The sequence below is a fragment of the Bacillus sp. FJAT-29814 genome, assembly GCF_001510715.1.
Lineage (GTDB): Bacteria > Bacillota > Bacilli > Bacillales > Cytobacillaceae > Neobacillus.
This window is the reverse complement of sequence record NZ_LMTJ01000002.1, coordinates 282,546-304,078: the sequence shown is the minus strand read 5'-3', so window position 1 is coordinate 304,078 and position 21,533 is coordinate 282,546. Positions and strand designations below refer to the sequence as shown.

17 protein-coding genes are annotated in these 21,533 nt (G+C 44.0%); 5 read left to right on the top strand and 12 right to left on the bottom strand.

Annotated features, from left to right (window positions below; translation table 11 throughout):
• Positions 1-17: 17 nt before the first annotated feature.
• From AR334_RS05390 to AR334_RS05335, 11 genes are all read right to left on the bottom strand, one after another.
• Positions 18-1,559, bottom strand: a complete 1,542-nt coding sequence (locus AR334_RS05390) for a 2-isopropylmalate synthase (protein ID WP_066306436.1) — start codon at positions 1,557-1,559, stop codon at positions 18-20.
• Complete coding sequence (gene ilvC, locus AR334_RS05385; protein ID WP_066306433.1) at positions 1,546-2,577, bottom strand: ketol-acid reductoisomerase; 1,032 nt, start codon at positions 2,575-2,577, stop codon at positions 1,546-1,548. The genes AR334_RS05390 and ilvC overlap by 14 nt, the downstream gene beginning before the upstream one ends.
• 28 nt (positions 2,578-2,605) lie before the next feature.
• On the bottom strand, positions 2,606-3,127 hold the full coding sequence (ilvN, locus tag AR334_RS05380) for an acetolactate synthase small subunit (RefSeq protein WP_066306430.1): 522 nt from the start codon (positions 3,125-3,127) through the stop codon (positions 2,606-2,608).
• A complete protein-coding gene (gene ilvB / locus AR334_RS05375) occupies positions 3,124-4,851 on the bottom strand; it encodes an acetolactate synthase large subunit (protein WP_066306427.1) in 1,728 nt (575 codons plus the stop codon). The genes ilvN and ilvB overlap by 4 nt, the downstream gene beginning before the upstream one ends.
• Before the next feature lie 450 nt (positions 4,852-5,301).
• On the bottom strand, positions 5,302-6,969 hold the full coding sequence (gene ilvD, locus AR334_RS05365) for a dihydroxy-acid dehydratase (RefSeq protein WP_066306419.1): 1,668 nt from the start codon (positions 6,967-6,969) through the stop codon (positions 5,302-5,304).
• Between the two features lie 12 nt (positions 6,970-6,981).
• Positions 6,982-7,890: a branched-chain-amino-acid transaminase gene (ilvE, locus tag AR334_RS05360; RefSeq protein WP_066306417.1), complete on the bottom strand. Its 909-nt coding sequence runs from the start codon at positions 7,888-7,890 to the stop codon at positions 6,982-6,984.
• 383 nt (positions 7,891-8,273) lie between these two features.
• Positions 8,274-9,008, bottom strand: a complete 735-nt coding sequence (locus tag AR334_RS05355; RefSeq protein WP_066306415.1) for an exonuclease domain-containing protein — start codon at positions 9,006-9,008, stop codon at positions 8,274-8,276.
• Positions 8,995-9,981, bottom strand: a complete 987-nt coding sequence (locus AR334_RS05350; RefSeq protein WP_066306412.1) for a DUF294 nucleotidyltransferase-like domain-containing protein — start codon at positions 9,979-9,981, stop codon at positions 8,995-8,997. The genes AR334_RS05355 and AR334_RS05350 overlap by 14 nt, the downstream gene beginning before the upstream one ends.
• A gap of 85 nt (positions 9,982-10,066) precedes the next feature.
• Positions 10,067-11,365, bottom strand: a complete 1,299-nt coding sequence (locus tag AR334_RS05345) for an ammonium transporter (protein ID WP_066306408.1) — start codon at positions 11,363-11,365, stop codon at positions 10,067-10,069.
• Between the two features lie 169 nt (positions 11,366-11,534).
• On the bottom strand, positions 11,535-11,876 hold the full coding sequence (locus tag AR334_RS05340; protein ID WP_066306405.1) for a MerR family transcriptional regulator: 342 nt from the start codon (positions 11,874-11,876) through the stop codon (positions 11,535-11,537).
• Between the two features lie 171 nt (positions 11,877-12,047).
• Complete coding sequence (locus AR334_RS05335; protein ID WP_066306401.1) at positions 12,048-12,383, bottom strand: hypothetical protein; 336 nt, start codon at positions 12,381-12,383, stop codon at positions 12,048-12,050.
• 314 nt (positions 12,384-12,697) lie between these two features.
• Here AR334_RS05335 and AR334_RS05330 point away from each other — a divergent pair, with 314 nt between their 5' ends.
• From AR334_RS05330 to AR334_RS05320, 3 genes are all read left to right on the top strand, one after another.
• The gene (locus AR334_RS05330; protein ID WP_066307682.1) at positions 12,698-13,501 is read left to right on the top strand and encodes a basic amino acid ABC transporter substrate-binding protein; all 804 of its coding nucleotides are present in this window, start codon (positions 12,698-12,700) and stop codon (positions 13,499-13,501) included.
• A 109-nt stretch (positions 13,502-13,610) separates the two neighbouring features.
• The gene (locus AR334_RS05325) at positions 13,611-14,267 is read left to right on the top strand and encodes an amino acid ABC transporter permease (protein ID WP_066306399.1); all 657 of its coding nucleotides are present in this window, start codon (positions 13,611-13,613) and stop codon (positions 14,265-14,267) included.
• A complete protein-coding gene (locus AR334_RS05320) occupies positions 14,264-14,986 on the top strand; it encodes an amino acid ABC transporter ATP-binding protein (RefSeq protein WP_066306398.1) in 723 nt (240 codons plus the stop codon). The genes AR334_RS05325 and AR334_RS05320 overlap by 4 nt, the downstream gene beginning before the upstream one ends.
• Positions 14,987-15,012: 26 nt before the next feature.
• Here AR334_RS05320 and AR334_RS05315 read toward each other — a convergent pair whose 3' ends face one another.
• The gene (locus AR334_RS05315; protein WP_066306397.1) at positions 15,013-17,064 is read right to left on the bottom strand and encodes an ATP-binding protein; all 2,052 of its coding nucleotides are present in this window, start codon (positions 17,062-17,064) and stop codon (positions 15,013-15,015) included.
• Between the two features lie 151 nt (positions 17,065-17,215).
• Between AR334_RS05315 and AR334_RS05310 the strand changes: the two genes are divergently transcribed.
• Together AR334_RS05310 and AR334_RS05305 are read left to right on the top strand one after the other, a co-directional pair.
• Positions 17,216-17,863, top strand: coding sequence for a hypothetical protein (locus tag AR334_RS05310; protein ID WP_066306386.1), 648 nt, complete (start codon positions 17,216-17,218; stop codon positions 17,861-17,863).
• Between the two features lie 219 nt (positions 17,864-18,082).
• Positions 18,083-20,839, top strand: coding sequence for a dynamin family protein (locus AR334_RS05305; RefSeq protein ID WP_066306384.1), 2,757 nt, complete (start codon positions 18,083-18,085; stop codon positions 20,837-20,839).
• Positions 20,840-21,533: the final 694 nt, after the last annotated feature.

Below are 21,533 nucleotides of genomic sequence, written 5' to 3'. Positions count from 1 at the left end.
ATTTTTTAAAAATTTCTTTATAGCGCCGGTTCCTTAATGACTGCTCCATTTGTAAAAAATACACGGTTAACAGCGTTAATGAATGCTTTTGCCGAAGCTTCCAAGACGTCTTGAGAGGAGCCTCGGCCGCTGACGTTTGTTCCGTTTACAGTCATTTTGACGTGGACTTCGGCGAGAGCATCGCGACCGCGTCCAACGGAGCTTAAATTAAAATCGGTTAGATGGATTTCCTCGCTCACGAGGGACTCTAACGTATTGTATAAAGCTTCGACGCTTCCGCCGCCGGTACGGGCGGTTTCCACACGCTCACCCTCAGGGGTCATTAAAGCCACAGTCGCAGTCGGCAGGTTGGCTGACCCATACTGAACTTGGAAGGCAAGTAGCTCATATTTTTTCACATCAACAGTTGCCGTTTGAATATCAGTTAAAATTGTAAATAAATCTTCGTCGGTAATTTCCTTCTTGCGGTCAGTCAATTGCTTAAACGACTGGAATGCTTCATTCAGCTTTTCTTGAGAAAGCGTAAAGCCCATATGCTCGATTTTGTCTTTAAAAGCATGGCGTCCGGAGTGTTTGCCAAGAACAAGATCATTCGAGCCAACGCCTACCATCGAAGGAGTAATTATTTCATAGGTTAATGCATTCTTCAGCACGCCATCCTGGTGTATCCCAGATTCATGGGCAAAGGCATTCTTGCCGACAACAGCCTTATTGCCGGGAACCTTCATGCCGGTGAATCGGCTTACCAAGTCACTGGTACGTTTGATTTCTTTTAAAACCATATTGGTTGTGTACGGATAGAAATCCTTGCGAATATTTAATGCAACAGCGATTTCTTCTAAAGAAGCATTACCGGCGCGTTCACCGATGCCGTTAATCGTGCCTTCGACTTGGGTCACTCCGTTTTCGATTGCCGCTAGCGAGTTGGCAACGGCCATTCCCAAATCGTCATGGCAATGACAGGAGAGGGCGGCCTTATGAATATTTGGCACGTTCTCGCGGATATAGCGGAACATCCGGCCATATTCGGCAGGTGTTGTATAGCCTACTGTATCCGGCAAGTTAATCACTGTTGCACCTGCATCAATGACTTTTGTAATGATACGTACCAGAAAATCCAAGTCGGATCGGGAGGCATCCTCCGCTGACCATTCCACATGGGTAAACTTCTTTTTTGCATACGAGACCATATCTACTGCTGTCTGCACGACTTCGTCAGGTGTTTTCAACAACTTATATTGCATATGGATAGGGGAGGTGGCAATGAACACATGCAACCTTGGTTCTGCTGCATCTTTTAACGCATCCCACGCAATGTCAATGTCCGATTTAGTGGCGCGGGCCAGGCCGGTAACCGAAGAATTCTTGATTGTCTGGGCAATCGCTCTGACCGCTTCGAAATCTCCTTGAGAGGAAGCCGGAAAACCGGCCTCCATAATATCAACGCCAAGCCGCTCTAGCTGTCTGGCAATTTCCAATTTTTCAAGCTGGTTTAAATTTACACCAGGGGACTGCTCACCATCGCGTAAGGTTGTATCAAAGATGTTAACGTGAACCATGTACCACCACTTCCTTCTTCTGGTTTACAGGCTTTTTAATAAAGGGCATTAAAGCGCGAAGCTCGCGGCCGACGACTTCAATTGGGTGGTTATTTTCGGCACGGTTAATCGCGTTGAATTGCGGACGGTTGGCTTGGTTTTCCAAAATCCAGCCTTTAGCAAATGCGCCTGTTTGGATGTCCTTTAATACTTCTTTCATGCGGGCTTTTGTATCTTCATTGACAACACGCGGTCCAGAAACAAAGTCTCCCCACTGGGCAGTGTCGGAGATGGAGTAGCGCATGTTCTCTAAGCCACCTTCATATAACAGGTCAACGATTAATTTCAATTCATGCAAACATTCGAAGTAGGCAACTTCTGGCTGGTAACCTGCTTCCACCAACGTTTCGAAGCCAGCTTTGATCAATGCAGTAGTACCGCCGCAAAGAACCGCTTGCTCACCGAATAGATCTGTTTCAGTTTCCTCTTGGAATGTCGTTTCTAGGACTCCAGCACGGGCTGCACCGATCCCTTTTGCATATGCAAGGGCAACATCGCGCGCTTGGCCTGTGTAGTCTTGATATACTGCATAAAGGGCAGGAACCCCAGCACCTTCGGTATAAGTACGGCGAACCAAGTGTCCTGGACCTTTTGGTGCTACCAGGAAGACGTCAACATCAGCAGGAGGGACAACCTGGCTAAAGTGAATGTTAAATCCATGGGCAAACACTAATGCGTTACCCGCTTTGAGATTAGGTTTAATGCTTTCTTCATAAACCTTCGGTTGCATTTCGTCCGGTAAAAGCACCATAACAACATCTGCTTGTGCAGTTGCTTCAGCTACAGTCGTAACCTCAACACCATCTTCCACGGCTTTATCCCAGGACTTTCCAGGACGCAAGCCTACAACAACATCAAAGCCGCTTTCCTTTAAGTTAAGAGCGTGAGCATGGCCCTGTGAGCCATATCCGATGATCGCAATCTTTTTCCCTTGTAAAACTTCCTCTTGAATATCTCCGTTATATAATACTTTAGCCATTATAATCATCCTTTCAAAAATTAGCGTTTTATTTTAGTAGGTAAGTAGCAGATAGTTCATTTCCTTGCGGCTGATGCCCGCGTTGGAAGGCAGTCAGGCCGGTTCTGGCAATCTCTTTAATTCCATATGGGCGAAGCAATTCAATCAAGGCATCGATTTTATCCGGGCGGCCGGTGATTTGCACGGCAAGGCTGTCTTTGCTGACGTCAATAATCAGGGCCCGGAATGGGTCGATAATCCCGTTAATTTCGCCGCGGAGCTGGGCGCTGCTGGCCACTTTGATTAAGGCAAGCTCGCGGACGACAATCGCTTTATCAGTAATATCAGAAACCTTTAATACGTCAATTTGCTTGTTTAATTGTTTGGTAACCTGCTCAAGCCGCTGTTCATCTTCAACATCGACAACAAGCGTCATTTTCGAGACACCTTCTGTTTCAGTCGGGCCGACCGAGATGCTGGCGATATTGAATTGGCGCCGTTGCAGGACCCCGGTAACCCGGTTCAGGACGCCGCTGCGGTCCTGGACGGTTAGTGAGATTATCCGTTTCATTGCGGTTTCACCCCAATCATTTCATGAAGCCCTTTGCCAGGCGCGATCATTGGAAAAACTTTTTCCTTCTGAAGGACGCGGCAATCAATCAGTACAGGGCCATCGTAGGCTATCAATTCTGGCAGGGAGGCAACCAGGTCTTCCTGATTATCGATTTTTGCCCCGCGGATGCCATAGCTTTCCGCAAGTTTAACGAAATCAGGCTGTGTCTGGAGTATGGACTCCGAGATGCGATTATCATATTGCAGCTCCTGCCACTGGCGGACCATTCCAAGTGCGCCGTTGTTGACGATAATAATTTTGACAGGCAGGTTTCGTTCATAAATGACCGAAAGCTCTTGCAATGTCATTTGAAACCCGGCGTCACCGACAATGGCCACGACGGTAGCGTCAGGGGCAGCCATTTGTGCGCCAATTGCAGCTGGGAAGCCGAAGCCCATTGTGCCAAGTCCACCCGATGTGATCCAGCGGTGTGGTTTGTTAAAAGTGTAGTATTGGGCTGCCCACATTTGGTGCTGTCCGACGTCGGTAGCAACAATCGCTTCACCTTCCGTAACCTTATGAATCGCTTCAATAAGCCATTGCGGGCTCATGCCGTTTGGATCGAGATTATACCAAAGCGGGAAGTCCTTTTTATATTGAGCCAGCTTTTCACGCCATTCTCCACACTCAGGCGACTGATCCGCCTCATTGAGAAGCATTGTCAAAGCTACCTTGGCATCGGCAACAATCGGAATTTGCGTCGGTACATTTTTGCCGATTTCCGCCGGATCGATATCAATGTGGGCGACCTTGGCAAATGGCGCAAAGTGCTTCAAGTTACCAGTTAACCGGTCATCGAAGCGGGCACCGAAATTGATTAATAAATCACTTTCATATAAGGCCATGTTTGCCGCATAGGTTCCGTGCATGCCGCCCATTCCAAGGGAGAGAGGGCTGTCGGCAGGGAAGGTGCCGAGTCCAAGCAGGGTGGTGGCAACTGGAATGTTATGCTTTTCGGCAAAAGTGGTTAATTCGTCAGATGCTTGGCTGTGAAGCACACCGGCACCGGCCAGGATCACCGGCTTTTTCGCCTTTGGAAGGGCGTCTGCCAGTTTTCTGATCTGCAATGGATTTGGTTTATAGGTTGGCTGGTAGCCTGGCAAATGAATGCTAACCTCCTCCGGCACCATGGATAAGACTTCCGAAGATATATCCTTTGGTACATCGACGAGGACTGGCCCCGGCCGTCCTGTAGAAGCGATGTGAAAAGCTTCCTTCACGATTCTTGGTAGGTCGGCAACAGATTGTACCTGATAATTATGCTTTGTAATCGGTGTGGTAATCGCCATGACATCCGCCTCTTGAAAGGCATCCGTTCCGATTACCGACCGTGCAACCTGACCGGTAAATACGACGAGCGGCAAGGAATCCATCATTGCATCTGTAATTCCGGTTACCAAGTTCGTTGCTCCAGGTCCTGAAGTTCCAATGACGACTCCCGGTTTCCCCGTAATTCTGGCATAGCCCTCCGCAGCGTGAATCATGCCTTGCTCGTGGCGGAAGAGAACGTGGTTGATGGAGCCCCGTGCCCGATAAATCGCATCATAAATCGGCAGGACGGCACCTCCGGGATACCCGAAAATTGTCTCAACACCTTCTTTGATTAATAGGTCAATCAGAAGGTCTGCACCTGTTTTTGGTGCGGTACTGGTTTGGAACTCCAGCTTTGCTTCTACTTTCACGTCGTAATTCCCTCCTTAAGAGTGATTGAATATTTGAAAAACTCAGCGTATGGCTGTGTTTTGCTTAAACAACAAATAAAAAAGACCTATTACCCCCCGAATTGCTGCAGTCAAATACATCAAAAGCAGAATGTTCGGGGAGAAAAGGTCTTTCATTTCTCGGTACCACCCGGTTTTACAGCATCCTTACGAATGCTGCCTTATGAAGCGAAAACGAATCTTATAACGCTTCTTTTTGTAACAGGTGTCCAAGAACACCCGGTTAAACCTACTGAGTTTAAAACCGTTCAGATTAACACTCAGGGATGATGTCGGATTAGGAGGTATTACTGGGCTTCCAGCAACCCCAGCTCTCTGAAAATACGAATTCCTAAACCTTTATTCCCGTCATCGATTTTTCTATGAATTTTTCAAAAAGGGGAGAGAGGTAACCTCGAACCCCATAAAAAACTAGATTTTCATAATTCCGCCGGTATTGGCAGATGTAACAAGCTTTGCATATTTTGCCAGATAGCCAGTCTTGATCTTTGGCTCTGGCTTTATCCAATTCGCGCGTCTCTCGGCTAAAACCTCGTCATCAACGAGCAGCTCAATCGATCGTACTTCAAGGTCAATCAAGATTTTGTCGCCATTTTCGACTAAGGCAATTGGTCCGCCTTCTGCTGCTTCTGGAGAAATATGGCCAATCGAGATTCCCCGGCTGGCGCCTGAGAAGCGGCCATCGGTAATCAAGGCGACTTCTTTATCAAGTCCGCGTCCGGCGATGGCGGAGGTAGGTGCAAGCATCTCCGGCATTCCTGGTCCGCCTTTCGGGCCTTCGTAGCGAATCACCACGACATGGCCTGGCTTTACAGTACCATTATTAATGTTTTCTTGTGCTTCTTCCTGAGATTCAAAAACAATCGCTTCACCAAGGAAGGTTTTGATGGATGGATCAACAGCACCAACCTTGATGACCCCGCCATCTGGAGCAATATTTCCGTACAGGATGGATAGGCCACCAACAGGGCTGTACGGATTGTCTTTTGTCCGAATGACAGTTTCGTTTGTTATTGTTGCATCCTTCACATTTTCTTCGAGCGTTTTGCCGGTAATTGTCAAGCAGCCCTTATGCAAGGCACCTTCCACTTTAAAAAGTTCGTTGAGAATCGCGCTGACGCCGCCGGCACGATGGACATCATCCATGGAATAATCGGATGCCGGCATAATTTTTGCCAGATAAGGGACTCGTTCGGCAATTTTGTTAATGTCACGTAAATCGTATTCGATTTCTGCTTCATGGGCGATGGCCAGTGTATGTAGCACCGTATTCGTGGAGCCGCCCATGGCCATATCAAGTGCAAAAGCATTATCAATCGCTTCTCTTGTAACCATATCGCGTGGACGAATATCTTTTTTTACTAATTCAATCAGATGTCGTGCCGCCTGGCGGATTAATTCATGCCGTTCCTCGGAAGTGGCTACGATTGTTCCGTTCCCAGGCACCGTCATTCCGAGGACTTCCATTAGGCAGTTCATCGAGTTAGCGGTAAACATTCCCGAACAAGAACCGCATGTTGGGCAGGCGCTTGTTTCGATTTCCAACAGCTGCTGGGCGGACATCTTCCCGCTGTGGTAGGCGCCTACTCCCTCAAATACAGAGGTGAGGGACAGCTGCTTACCGGTAGAAGAAACACCGGCCTCCATCGGGCCGCCCGAGACAAATACGGACGGGACATTGGTTCTTACCGCCGCCATTAACATGCCCGGCGTGATTTTGTCACAGTTTGGAATGTAGAAAACTCCGTCGAACCAGTGGGCATTAATTACGGTTTCTGCGCTGTCGGCGATAATCTCTCGGCTTGGCAGCGAGTAGCGCATCCCAATATGGCCCATGGCAATTCCGTCATCAACACCGATTGTGTTAAATTCGAATGGGATACCGCCGGCTTCGCGGATGGCTTCCTTGACAATCTCACCGAATTTGTTCAGGTGCTTATGCCCTGGAATAATATCGATATAGGAGTTGCAGACGCCGATAAACGGTTTGTCTAAGTCACTTGTTTTAACTCCGGTTGCATATAAAAGGCTCCGGTGGGGGGCACGATCAATCCCCTTTTTTATCATATCGCTTCGCATCTTTATAATCTCCTAACTGACAATAGCCTGGTTTGCTCTTTCAGGGTAGCAAGCCACTCCATCGGTAGTTACTATTTTTCTAAACTCTGCCAAAAGGTCGTTCGTCACAGGTCCTGGTTTTCCGTCATTAATTGTACGGCCGTCAACATTAATGGCGGCAATGACCTCAACTGCTGTCCCTGTTAAAAATACTTCATCGGCCACATAAACATCATGTCTTCCGAATGGGGCTTCCTGTACCTCGTAGCCCTTCGCTCTTGCGACATCGATAATCGCGTTTCGTGTAATTCCTTCCAATGCCCCCAAGTAAACCGGAGGAGTTTTAATGACGCCATTTTTTACAATGAAGATATTGTCAGCCGAGCCTTCGGTTACATAGCCTTGGTCATTGAGCATTAAGGCTTCCTGTACGCCCGCCTGGCTCGCTTCGAGTTTAACAAGGATATTGTTTAAGTAATTCAACGATTTAATCTGTGGGCTTAACACATCCGGACGATTTCTTCTACTTGGAACGGATGCAATTTTGATGCCGTTTTCGTAAAATTCCTTCGGATACATCGTTAATTCCTCAGCAATGATGATCACATTTGGATTGGCACAGGAAGATGGGTCAAGTCCGAGATTTCCTTTACCGCGGGATACGACGACGCGAATATATGCACTTTCAAGTTCATTTTTTCTAACGGTGTCAACAATCAGTTGCGTCATTTCCTCCTGTGTATACGGAATCCTCAGCATAATGGATTGTGCTGATTCAAACAGTCTTTTAAGATGGGCATCGAGCCTGAAGACGTTGCCGTTATAAACACGAATGCCTTCAAAAACTCCGTCGCCATATAAAAAACCATGATCAAAAACTGATACAACAGCATCCTCTTTCTTGACGAATTGTCCGCCAAGGAATATCCATTGACTTCCCAACATTACCACTCCTTTTAATGATAAAACGCATTAATTGAATAAAATAAAATATGAAAATAAGAGCCCCGACCCAGCGATATATATAGGCTGAGGAACTAAGGACTTACCAGATTAGAAACTATTTTCGATAATCTTACACCCATTTTCAGACAGGGTCAACACAAAAATCTGACAATTCAAACTAATTGAACAAATTGGTAGCGTTTACAACCTTGTTTTGATAAGGTTAAGAGGAATTTTAGTTTTTTGAAAAATTTTTTTTGCGTGGCAATTCTGTCCCTTTTCAGAGAGGTAATAGAGGGGAAAACTAGTAGTATAGAAGCTTACTGCTAATGGGGGGATGATTATTTTACAGAAGGAAAAGGGAAGAAGGAATGAATTTACTATTCTAATGTAGTGAGGTATTGATAAAGTTCGCGTAAATTTTCCATTCCCATAGACTGAACCAATTGAATATAGTGACTCCAAATCTGCGCCGTTAGCATTGCATCACCAAGGGCGTGGTGGCGTCCTTTTATTTCAATATTACATTCTTTGCAAACTTCTTCGAGTGATAACGGTTTTCTAGCTGGTAGGGTGATCCGAGTTAGGAAGGATGTATCAATGATGCGGTGGTCAAATTTTCTTTTTACTAAGTCATGGGTCATCTTTTTCATAAAGACTTGTTCGTGCTTGGCATGGTGTGCAACAAGTACATGATGATGAATAAATTTAAAAAATCTGATTAATACCTCCGGCGCCTCTGGAGCATTCTGCAAGTCCTCATTCCTAATATCCGTTAGTACTGAAACAGCATCCGACAAAGGGATGTCGGTCTTCACTAGGGAATAAAATGTTTCATTTTCATGAATGCGCGGCCCGGTCATCTTGACAGCCCCAATAGAGATTACCCGGTCGCCCCTTTCGGGGTAAAAGCCGGTGGTTTCTACATCGAATACGACGACTTTTAAGTCAAGGAATGGGGTGGTCAGGCTGTGATCTTTTTGCATTTCCTTTTGTAGCTGTCTAATGAAGGAAATATGCTGAGGGTTGGTTTGACCGTGGACGCCTGCATATATATTGGACCCAAGCTTTCCGGACAACTGTCGAAAAAACTGGATCATGTCATTCATCGCCATTATTCTCTTCCTTTTCAATGACCTCTTTTACATACCGGTGCAAGGCTGACCCTGTTTTAATAATTTCCTTCATTTTTATTTTTTCTTCTTTGGACAAGGTATCCATAGGCAAATAGTGACCATTATCATAATTGATGTGATTGCCATGTTTTAAACGGAAATCAAGCAGTGATAATAAATGAGATTGATAAAGTTGTTTTTTGTAAGCAGGAATCCATCGTTCTGGCAGCTGGCTCAACCGTGTTAGGGTAGAGGATGAGACAATGCTTCCTTTAATAGCCATCAGCCGCACCGAATTTACAATAGGAAACAGTGCCGTCTCTTTAATGTTTAATGTCCCTGCGTGAAGTCCATGTGTTTCGGTCAGAAATTGACCCAGGACGCCAATTCCTTTTTTTCGAAACATCGTATTGTTGAGCATCTTTTTTAGAAGATGTGCCTTTTGCGCAAATTGATAAACGAATGATTTTAATTGTTTAATATAAATTTCTTCTCCATAAAGTGTACGGCTATCAATAAAAATTAATAATTGCCGAACACTTTCCCAAGAGGATTCGTGAATCCAATCTGTCAGCTGCTGCTGCCATTCATACAAGGATTTGCACCATAACGGATTATTTGACATGACGCCTCCGTCGCAATAATTGTATCCAGTTTGATAAAGACCATCTGAAATCTCTTTTCCCAGCCCCAGAAAATAGGTCATTGCCTGTTCATTTTTTTCGAAATAAACAATCCCGTGATCCTGGTCGCTCCATACTGACTGTTCAAATCGTCCCGCGCTTCCCATGACAAAAAAAGAAAAAGGACAGGGAGGGGGACCGTCCCTTTTGATTGAAATGGAGATAGCCAGCCCGACAACCTGCTTCAGGATTTCGTCATGCAGCAGATTTAACATAAAGTGGTCTGTTGAGGCCAACCTAATATGTTTCTTTCGGTAACGCAGGATTTCTTCATAGCTGGCTGCAGTCATTTGTACCCCCTCCTTCATTAGACATGTGCTCCATCCCCGTTGATTAGGAAGGGGATGGAGTGGTTTGTGTTTAGGCTTCCAGGGTTTAAGTGTTTAGTTTTGGCTCAGGATGCAGTAAATTCTCTCTTTTTCCTGCTGCACCTTCTGCCTTTACGATTTCTGGATAGCCATAACTTCCATGCTCGCTCATATCAAGACCGATAATTTCTTCTTCTTCGGTAACCCGTAATCCATTCATGGCAGCTTTCATGATTTTTAATAGAATAAACGAAACGAGAAAGGCAAATACTCCACAAACAAACACTCCTAAGGCTTGAACGCCAAGCTGATGTAAACCACCGCCGTAGAATAATCCCGGCTGGCCAACAGAAGCTAATTCCGGTGTTGCGAAGAAGCCTGTGGATAATGTCCCCCATATCCCTGCTGTACCGTGTACGGAAAGAGCGGCGATGGGATCATCGATCTTCATTTTTTCAAAGAATCGAATGCTATAGAATACTAGAATTCCAGCGATGAAACCAATTACAACAGCAGCCCAAGTCTCAACGAAGGCACAAGAGGCAGTGATGGCCACCAATCCGGCTAAAGCGCCGTTCAGCATCATCGGGACATCTGCTTTTCCAAGAGCAATCCAGGAGATAATCAGCGCCGCAATGACACCGGCTCCCGCAGCTAGATTTGTATTTACTGCTACAAATCCAAAAAACGCGTTATCAACGGAGATGGTGCTACCGGCATTAAAACCGAACCAGCCTATCCAAAGTAAAAGGACACTTAATGCGGTGAATACTTGATTATGCCCAGCCAAATTATTAGCGGAACCATCTTTATTATATTTGCCAATCCGAGGTTTAAGGATGATGGTAGCAGCAAATGCAGCCATCGCTCCAGTCAGGTGAACGACGGTAGAACCTGCGAAGTCTTGCTTGCCATGCTCCGCCAGCCAGCCGCCGCCCCAAATCCAGTGGGCAATCGGGGGATATACGATAATGGAAAATAGTACAGCAAACACTAGATAAGCGCCAAGTTTTGCCCGTTCGGCAAATCCACCAAAAGCAATGGTTAATGATATCCCAGAAAAGGCTAATTGGAATAAGAAGAAAACTGCTCCTGAAAGCCCTAAACCCTCAACGTCATAGCCTGAGTAAAAGAAGTCTGAAAGGCCAATCAATGAATTTCCTTCGCCAAAAATTAATCCATATCCCACGATCCAAAACATAATCGATCCGATCGCAAAAGTCAGGATGGTTTTTCCGGCAATATGACCCGCGTTTTTCATTCTGGTTGAACCAGTCTCTAGAAGAATGAATCCCCCTATCATCAAGATTACAAGAACGGCGCTGATCATAACCCAAAGACTGTTCATTAAAAATGTAGTATCCATTTCATCTTCCTCCTTTATGTTGTGAAATTTTTTAACAATCGGAATAATTGTATTTTCACATTTATGTCAGATTTTATTCTACAATTATGTAAGGAAAGCTCACGTAGTTTTTAAAAAGGGAAAAATGAAGGCTTTTGAACCAATGGGTTTTCACAAAAAAAGAAGGCCTTTATCGATTAGGATAAGGGCCATTACGTATTCCAAATTGTGCATTTAATTGTCCTTGAATCATTTTTCTTCTAATATTCTCAGGATTTTGTTTCTTTTGCTCACGCAGCATTTCTTTTCTAATCTCGTGCGTTTGGACACCGTCCTCGATTTTATTGGCAATTTCTACGAGTAATTCAACATCTGCAAAGGAGTATTTCCGGCTTCCACCTGGTGTTCGATCCGGGAAAATCAGTTTCCGTTCTTCATAATAGCGGATTTGTCTTTCGGACAGACCGGTAAGCTCTCTGACAATCCCGATTGTAATGACCTTTTTATCTTTATAAGATGAATCACTTCCCATTCCGGTCCTCACCACTTTTTTTATTTTCTTTTAGTTTAATAGAAATAAATAAAAATCACACCAACTATGTCAGATTTTCTTACAAGTAATTTGCGGTCTCCTTAAAAAATCATGTTTTTTAACCAAGAAAAAACAAAAAAATCGGGCAGGACCCGATCCATCTTTTTTAAATTAATATTCTCCATCAAAAGGAGTAAATGGAAAGTTAAATCGTCTTTCAACGGCACGAAGACGCTGATTCACGCGCTGCAGTCTCCGCTGTAATTGGACTACGTCACGTTCAAGTCGTTCCAATTCTCTTTGCTGGCGATTATGTTCTCTTTCAAGCTGACTTACTCTGCGCTCAAGCTGCTGTGGCTGCCGGTTAGGGTCAAATTGCTCCTGGGGAGCAAATGGGTTCAATTGCTCTTGAGGCAAATGGGGATTTAGTTGATCAACAGGAACATAGGAATGGTAATGGTATTCCAGCGGCGTATGTGGCAGCTGGTATTGGCCATACGGATTCATCAGGGCATCTCTCCTTATGTGATAAATACCCTATAAATTATTCTGGGGTGATCGTAAGGAAACGGCGAATGCCCAAATAAAAATGAAAGAGGAGGGTATGTTTTAAACTACTTCAGCGTATGATGGTAAAAATGGCCCAGTTTCACTGGAATAATATCTATATTACGAAGATCTAGCGCTTTACTATAGTAAAAAATAAAACTATTGAATATAGAACCGAAAACGGTTATAATTTTATGTATTCTAAATATTATCAAAATTATAAAAAATAGTTTTACTAAAATATCTTAGGGGGGTACGAAGTTCTAATGAAAATGAAAAAGTTCAAATTGTCACTAACAGTAGTAGTGGCGGCGTTTGTGTTGATCCTCTCGGCTTGTGGTACAAGCAAGACCGGCGGGGGAGAAGATAAGACGCTTAAAGTAGTAACGGATGCCGCATATGCACCATTTGAATATCAGGATAAAGGAGAAGTTGTTGGGTTTGATATTGATTTCATCAAGGCGGTAGCAAAGGAAGCAGGATATGAAGTAAACGTTAAACACGTTGGCTGGGATCCATTATTTGTTGAAATTAAAGGAAAAACTGCAGATATCGGTATTTCTGCTATTACCATCAATGATGACCGTAAACAAACCTATGATTTTTCGGTTCCATACTTCCTATCTACCAATAAAATCATGGTTCCGAAAGATAGCCCGATTAAAAGCGCTGCAGATTTAAAAGACAAAGTGGTGGCTGTGCAAAATGGAACAACAGGGCAAGAAGCGGTTGAGAAGCTTCTTGGGGCAGAAAATAAAAACCTAAAGAAATTTAAAGATAACAATCTAGCGATTATGGAGCTAAAAGGCGGGGGAGCAGATGCTGTAGTCGCTGATAACACCGTAATCGAGGAGTATGTTAAAAATAATCCAAATGAGAATTTCGTTATCATTGAGGATGAAGGGGCTTTTGATAAAGAATTCTATGGATTGTTGTTTGCTAAGGACAGCAAGTTAAAGGCAGAATTCGATAAAGCTGTAAAAGAAGTATTTGAAAACGGGGAGTACGCGAAAATTTATAAAAAGTGGTTTAAGGTAGATCCAGATGTAACGGAAATCAAAGAACAGCAAAAATAATGCGTAACATAAAATTGCGTAACTCTTCCAAATCGGCAGTTACGCAATTTTTATTCCTAGAATAATAATTAGACAGACTGCTAGGTTCAAGATTAGGGGGATTTCAGAGATGGATATTCGTTGGGATTTACTTGCTGAGTATGCTCCATTTTTTGCAAAAGGAACATTGCTGACCATCGGACTATCAATTGTTAGTATATTGATTGGCTGCGTACTTGGGCTGTTCATAGGGCTGGGAAAGATGTCTAATAACAAGTGGATTGCCTTTCCGTTCAATGTCTATATCACGTTTTTCCGTGGGACACCTTTATTGGTGCAAATATTATTGGTTCACTTTGGGCTTATTCCATTCATAATGGGAGAAACAAATGCAATTGTAGCGGCTATTACAGCTCTCTCATTAAATTCTGCAGCCTATGTCGCTGAGATATTTAGAGCAGGGATCCAATCCATTGATAAAGGACAAATGGAAGCCGCCCGCTCGCTTGGGATGAATCATGTGCAGGCCATGAGAAATGTCATCCTGCCGCAAGCTTTTAAAAGAATGATCCCGCCTTTGGGAAATGAGTTTATTGTCTTAATCAAGGACTCCTCCTTAGCGGGCATTATAGCAGCAAAGGAGCTCATGTATTGGGGACAAGCCATGCAAGGGCAGTACTACCGCGTGTGGGAGCCTTACCTAACAGCTGCGGTCATCTATCTCGTGTTAACTTTCTCATTAAGCTTACTGTTATCACGACTTGAAAGAAGGTTGGCGGTACAATGATTGAAGTGAAAAATCTTAAGAAGAGTTTTGGTCAAAATGAAGTTTTAAAGAATATCAATGTGACGGTAAAGCCCCAAGAGGTAGTAGTCGTCATTGGGCCATCCGGTTCGGGGAAGTCAACCTTCCTCCGCTGTTTGAATTTGCTAGAGTGCATTACTGGCGGTCATGTCTGGATTGAAGGCAGTGATATTACTGATAAAAACACGAATATCAATGAAATCCGAACCGAAGTGGGCATGGTGTTTCAACAATTTAACTTGTTTCCTCATAAATCGGTGATAGAAAATATTATGCTTGCTCCAATGAAGGTAAGGAAGGTTTCAGCGGATAAAGCAAGAGAAAAGGGGCTGGAACTGTTACGGAAAGTAGGTCTTGCTGAAAAAGCGGACGCGTATCCTGACTCTTTGTCCGGCGGGCAGAAGCAGCGGGTGGCGATTGCCAGGGCGCTGGCGATGGAACCGAAAATCATGCTGTTTGATGAGCCCACCTCGGCGCTTGACCCGGAAATGGTCGGTGAGGTGCTTGAGGTTATGAAGCAGCTTGCAAGGGAAGGCATGACAATGGTGGTCGTGACCCACGAGATGGGCTTTGCCAGAGAAGTGGGTGACCGGGTTCTGTTCATGGACGGCGGCGTTATTGTGGAAGAGGGGCTTCCGAAGGAGTTGTTTGAAAATCCGAAGGAAGAGCGGACCAAGGCGTTTTTGAGCAAGGTATTATAATGAAAGGGGGGCATGGTTGCTCCCCTTTAGTCATATTCCGAACATTGCTCTAACAGCAAATATGCGACTCTTTCAATGCTCTTTTTTAGGTATCGATAGTAGGTGCTTAAGGATAGATTCAGGCGGGTGGCCAAGGCTTCGTGATTTGTTGTCTTTTTTATATAGGAATTCTTAATGATGAATGCGTATGTTTGATCTTCCTCTGAACCTTTCTCCATTTGGGATATGACTTCAGTGATAAACCTTCGAAACCCCGCTACACTAGTCTCTCTCTCCAACAGTGGAAAGTGTACAAATATGGCATGAATATTTTCTTCCGATTCCGCTTTATGATATGCGGTAAAAAATTTCTTTAAAAGTGCCGACATCTCGTTGATACCTTTATTGGGCGCAGCCAGTTCAAGTGTTTGTTTTATGGCAGCAGATAAGTCTTTATTCCTTAAGTCGAGTTGTAAAAATTTCATAGGCATTTGGTTGCTATATTTTTTCTTGTACCAGTCGGCTGCTTGAAAGCCAAGTGAACAAAATAGCTCGGTAAGGTCAGGGAACGGAGACACCACATTAATCAATGTATCCTCCGCTAGATTCGAAAACATGTAACGCAAAATAAACCCTGTTACATCTGGATCAAACTCGGGATTGGCGGCAATGACCCAAATAATAAATTCTTTCTCTTGGGCTGTACCCCGATTAATATAATCGTGAAACACCGGGTTTTTCAAAAAAAGGGGGCGTGTTTCCTCGTTTAGCGGGACAAAAACTAAAAATCCAGCCAGTTTCTCGTGATAGCGGAAGCCGACAAACGATTCTGCACTTACTCTCCATACATCCTGAAAGTACTGCTCTTGGTGCCATGGGTCTGGCAAAAAGGGCTTTAAAGATAAGACATATTGACGGAACATATCCATAATAATGGGTATTTCCACTTCCTTAATCGGACTATGTGCGAATACCCTGCTGCTTGTACTGAAGCCAAATCTTTTTACATATCCGCTTTGGTTAACGTGAAGTGTATTTAGGATAAAAGGTAGTTTTTTTCCGGCAGGGACAGAATCCATTTTTTTCTTTAATGAATGTGTTGCTCTTTTTAAAAATAATTCATATTTCTCGGGATTTCGCAGCGACAATTCGGTGCTCAGCCATTGTCTGATGGCATCGTTGACGCGCCAGCAGCCATTTTCACTTAGCTCAATATATGGAAGTTGGCAAAATTGATGGAATTGTCCAGGCGAGATGGTACCATCACTAACATCAGCCAACAAATCAAAATCAAACCACCAAAATAGGGAAGTAACCGTTAATAATTCCTGATGGTGGATGATTTCGGCTGAAGCGGACAGCAGCTGCTGGCTGAGCGAGTAAATAAAATATCGGAAAGCCTCATCTTCCTCTAAAAACACACCCCCGTTCAGTTCAACAATGTCACAAATAACACGGAGCGCAAGTGGAACCCCTTTGGAGTAAAATTCAACCCAGTAGCGGGATTCTTTGTCGATAATACCCCGCATATCAAGATATTCCTGAACACTCTGCTTATTTAAGCCTTTTAATTCAATAGATTGAATAAGTCCTATCCAACCTGGCGAACGCAGCCAATCAGGGGGGAATGGAAATCTTGAGGAGGTAACGAACCTGACGTTAAGCGAAATTAATGGGATCCACTTTTCCCTTAACCATTTATGTAACGGACTCCACTGTTCAAACGAGTCAAAGAGCAGGATGACTTTGCCGGATTCCTCTGCAAGTTCATTTAAGTAGCGGGCAAGCGTGTTTTCATTCAGGACCAAAGCAGGGGAAGTTTTCAGATTTGCTTTCTGGATTTCCTCCCAGAGGTCGGCAAGGAATTGCTCCTTCGTCTCATAGCCTTCAAGTCCGCTTAAATAGATAAACAGAGACCCCTTATGTATAACCTGAAATCTTTTCAAAAGAGTGGTTTTTCCAATCCCGGTTGGCCCAAATAGATGAAGCAGTCGCCAAGAAGGGTTGAAAAGGCTAACTTCGGCAATATCACTAAGCTCCTTTTCCCTGCCGACAAACCATTGATTTTCCAATTTAAATAGAAGATTGCCGATTTGCATGGACGGTACACCACCTTTTCATTGGAGAATTAGATGCTATAATTTGATAGTTTGAGAGTAAATTGACATTGAAGGTGACAGTTTTTTCTTTTTATAATTCCATTTGTGGAACGAAATGTTCTTAATAACATTATAAGAGGAGAAATGGAAAATGAAAAACAAAACCTTTAAAATTTTATCAGGAATGGCCTTGACGGCAATGCTGGCATTGCCTGCAGCAGCAAGTGCATCTGAACAGGAAAATGGAATCCAAACGCAAACGCAGGGCAAATATACAGCTCTCCAAAAAGGTGAACGTGTTTATGTTTCCGCTCCTGGCGGTCAGTTATATGAAACGAAGGGCCCCGCCCAGCTTGGTAAATTAAAGGACCTGTTTGTTATATTCAAAGACAGCCCGGTTGAAGCACCGCTTATTGTAGTAGAAACACCCGGACAGAAGGAATTAAAAGTATTCAGCGATTTATGGTGGAAGTTCAACGACGGCACCTATGAGGACAATCGCATTGATGCTTACGATTCCGGTAGAATTTTTTATGAAGCAAAAGACAAAATCGTCAGCAAAACTGCTCACCATTACGCCGTCCAGGAAGGAAATGAAGTTTCGGTTATGACGGCTAATAACTATGATGACTTGAGTGAAGGCTTCCACGAATCATACCGGGTAGACGGCACACTTAGAGGGTTGGTCATCTATGATTGCTGTCCATACGTGGTGGTAGAAAACAATGGCGTGTTATCGATCCATGGTCATGGTGATACCGGTCTGGAGCAATTCGATACAATTAATTTAAACCAATAATCTTCATGAAGGAAACGGAGGGGAAATCCCCTCCGTTTTTATATAAATTACTACTCTTTGTCTTTTTATTGAAATACATATGATACAATTTAATAAAAATCATTTGCTAGAATCGGATAATTGGGACTAAAATCTGGAACTCACGTCGAATGGTATGAGGAATAATTTTGCCTCTTTTCCATATGAATGACATAGAGTGCATGCGATGGAGGGAAAGTAATGACGATCGAGCAGCAATTGAAGGACAAAACCTTTTATAAAATGTTCATCAATGAACATGAAGATATTCACCCAATCCAGGTGCTTGGTGATGCGTTTCAAGAAGAAGCGCAAAAAGACCTGCCTGACTTAACAAGAATTCGTTTCGCACAGGGCGAAGTATATTTTCATCATAAAGATTATGAAGCGGCCATTTTTAAATGGGAGAGTATTATCAATGAACTCGAGCCATGGGCCCGAAAAAATACGGCCGATGCCTATTACGAGTTGGGGATGTTATCAACGGCAGAAGATATCTATACAGCCATTGAAATCGATAATCCAACGTTGTCCGCAGAGGTGGCGTTAAAGTTATTTTCGCTTTATCTCAAGCGGGAGAAAATCGAAGCGGCAATTTCGACAATTAAAAAAGCGATAGACGCCAATCCAGATTACCCAAATCTGACTGTAATTGCCCGTGAGTTTTTTGAGCAACGCGGGGACTGGGAAAATGCGATAGAATTGGCTGTAAATGAAGCCAAACGGACCGGATCGCCTGAATGGTTTGAGACACTGAAAAGCTACGTGAATGAGGGTGTAACGAAGGGACACGCACCGAGCTATTTTTCACAGGCTTTGGTGACATTGTTCAGCCTTGATTTACAGAGATTTGAGGAACTGGCAGCCTCATTATGGAACAGCTATCGGAATGAAAATTCCTATTATACGTGGCTCCTGGAAATCAATCATCTTCTGATGAATTTGGAACTGGAAAAGGGCGGCGGGAGATGGCTAGAGCTTTCAAGACTTCATAAAGAAACGTATTTTAGCTATATTAACGGCGGATATCTGATTAAACAACTGCAGGATTTCATTCCTGATTTATTGACGAACTGGGTCCGGCTAGCTGCCCCTGTCCATGTGGTATTGGCATCGGCTGCGGTGCTATCTTGGAACGAACTGTTTCCGGCAAGCTTAAGCATGACGATTGTTGAAGAGGCGGAAAGACTAATCAGTGTGACTGAGACTGATATCGATGAACTAGAGGAGTGTCTGACACTCTTTGAATCGATTACTGAATGGGCTTCCTCCCATGATTTAGGCGAAAACAACCGGATGAAATGGGTGGTTGACCAGCTTGTCGATTTTGACACGCAGCATGTGATAGTTGCTGGACTTGGCGGCAGCGGAAAATCATCATTTATCAATGCGGTACTAGGTGAAGATTTGCAGGATAGCCCAACCTCCTCCGTGGTGCTGTTTAAGCATGCAGAGGAAACGGAAATCAGTGAAATTACCGATGAAGAGATCACCAAGCTTTCCGGGTTTAGTGAATTTCAAGAACGAATGGACCGGCTCCGTAATGCACTGGAATCCATCATCGAATTCAAACAGCCAAATCAATTTTTGCAGAACAATAAGCTTGCTTTTATTGATACACCGGGATTAAAAGGAAATCATCAGGACAGCTACGACGTTTTAAAATATCTTCAAGTGGCCGACACGGTTCTGTTTGTGATGGATGCCAAAGCACCCTTTACTGACAAAGAGCGAGTTGCTATGGAGCAGATCCAGGTGTTGGCGCCGGATATACCGGTTCATTTTCTGCTTACTAAAATGGATACTATTGTCGATGAACATGAGGCACAATTGGTGGTAGAGGAAACCAAGTCGGCGATTCGAGAGCATTTACCGGATGCCTTGGTGTTTGCCTGCTCTTCGCAATCCGACCGAACTTTGCGGCCCGAGGATGTACAACAGTTTATTGGCGCAATTAAGAATACAAGAAACCTTGTTGATAAGCGATTGGCGAAGCTGTTGTATTTCATCCGGACAACAATTGCCACATTGCTGCAAAAAAGGCTTACTGTAGAGAATCAATTGATTGAAACAGTGCGCTGGAATGAGGAAATGAACACGAAGCTAAATGGTGCTGCCCATCAGTTAAATGACACGGTGGTGCAAAAATCCAGGGCTGTTTCTAAGATTTACCACGAAATTAAAGAAAAGATGGAAGCTGAAATTTTTGAGTCTGTACCGAAAGTGCTCCGGGAGTGCTCTTCGCTCATCCAAGAGGATAGCAATTTTAGCACAATTCATTTGAATTTAAATCATGAAATGAACAACAGGCTGCAGGATTATGTAGAGCAGCAGGTCATGCCAATGTACTACCATTCGCTTTTGGAATGGCTTAAGAGCTGCCGAGCGGAATTCACCGAAAGCCAAGAAAATTTATTGGAGCTCGGTGACGCCTTCAATCAAATGTATGGGGAAGAGTATTTAAAGCTCGAATGTGATTTCAAGGTGCTTGATGATTGGCGTCGTGATATCGACAGGCTCACCAGCCGCTTTCAGCTTGAGTCCGTCAATATTTTGTTAAAGCGGACCCCGTCTCAATTTTTATTAAAAAGCGCCGGCAAGCTGTTCGGGGCATTATCGCAAAATAAATCGATGGTTTACAACAAGTATAAATCGTTTGTCGAGGGCGAGGATTACCTAGATGTGGCCAAAGAGGTTAGCCGCCAATTTTTCCAGCCGTTTGAGCTGTTTGAAAAATCGTTGGAGCGTGATATCGGTTTGTTCTTCAAGAGCCCGTTGGCTGTCTTGAATCGTGCTGTTGCTGAGACCCGCTCAGAGGCCGAAACCAATCAGGAAATCCTGCGAAAATTGAATACCAATCCAGAGCTATTCCGTGACCCGCTGACTCTGTTCGAATTGCGCCTGCGCCAGTTCGAATGGATAACCGTGGCCGGGAAGGGAATGCAGACGGTATATTGATGGTGTTGGGAAGATGTCCTTAGTGGGGCATCTTCTTTTTTGGGGCTTTTGAATGTAGCCTTGAGGAGAAAAGCAGGTTGAAAAAGTGTGAAAGTGTCGTCAATAAGGTTACTTGGCGACAAAAGTAGGTTGAGAGATTGTAAAAGTGTCGTCAATAAGGTTCCTTGGCGACAAAAGTAGGTTGAGAGATCGTAAAAGTGTCGTCAATAAGGTTCCTTGGCGACAAAAGTGGGTTGAGAGATCGTAAAAGTGTCGTCAATAAGGCTCCTTGGCGACAAAAGTAGGTTGAGAGATAGTAAAAGTGTCGTCAATAAGGTTCCTTGGCGACAAAAGTGGGTTGAGAGATAGTAAAAGTGTCGTCAATAAGGCTCCTTGGCGACAAAAGTGGGTTGAGAGATTGCAAAAGTGTCGTCAATAAGGCTCCTTGAGAAAAAACCAGTGGGGGAATCGATGAAACTGCCCTCATGAGGGCTCTATGAGGACAAAACCAGTGGGGTAATCGATGAAACTGTCCTCATGAGGGCTCTATGAGGACAAAACCAGTGGGGTAATCATGAAACTGTCCTCATGGGAGCTCTATGAGGACAAAACCAGTGGGGTAATCGATGAAACTGTCCTCATGAGGGCTCTATGAGGACAAAACCAGTGAGAGAATAGAAGAAACTGTCCTCATGAGGGCTCTATGAGGACAAAA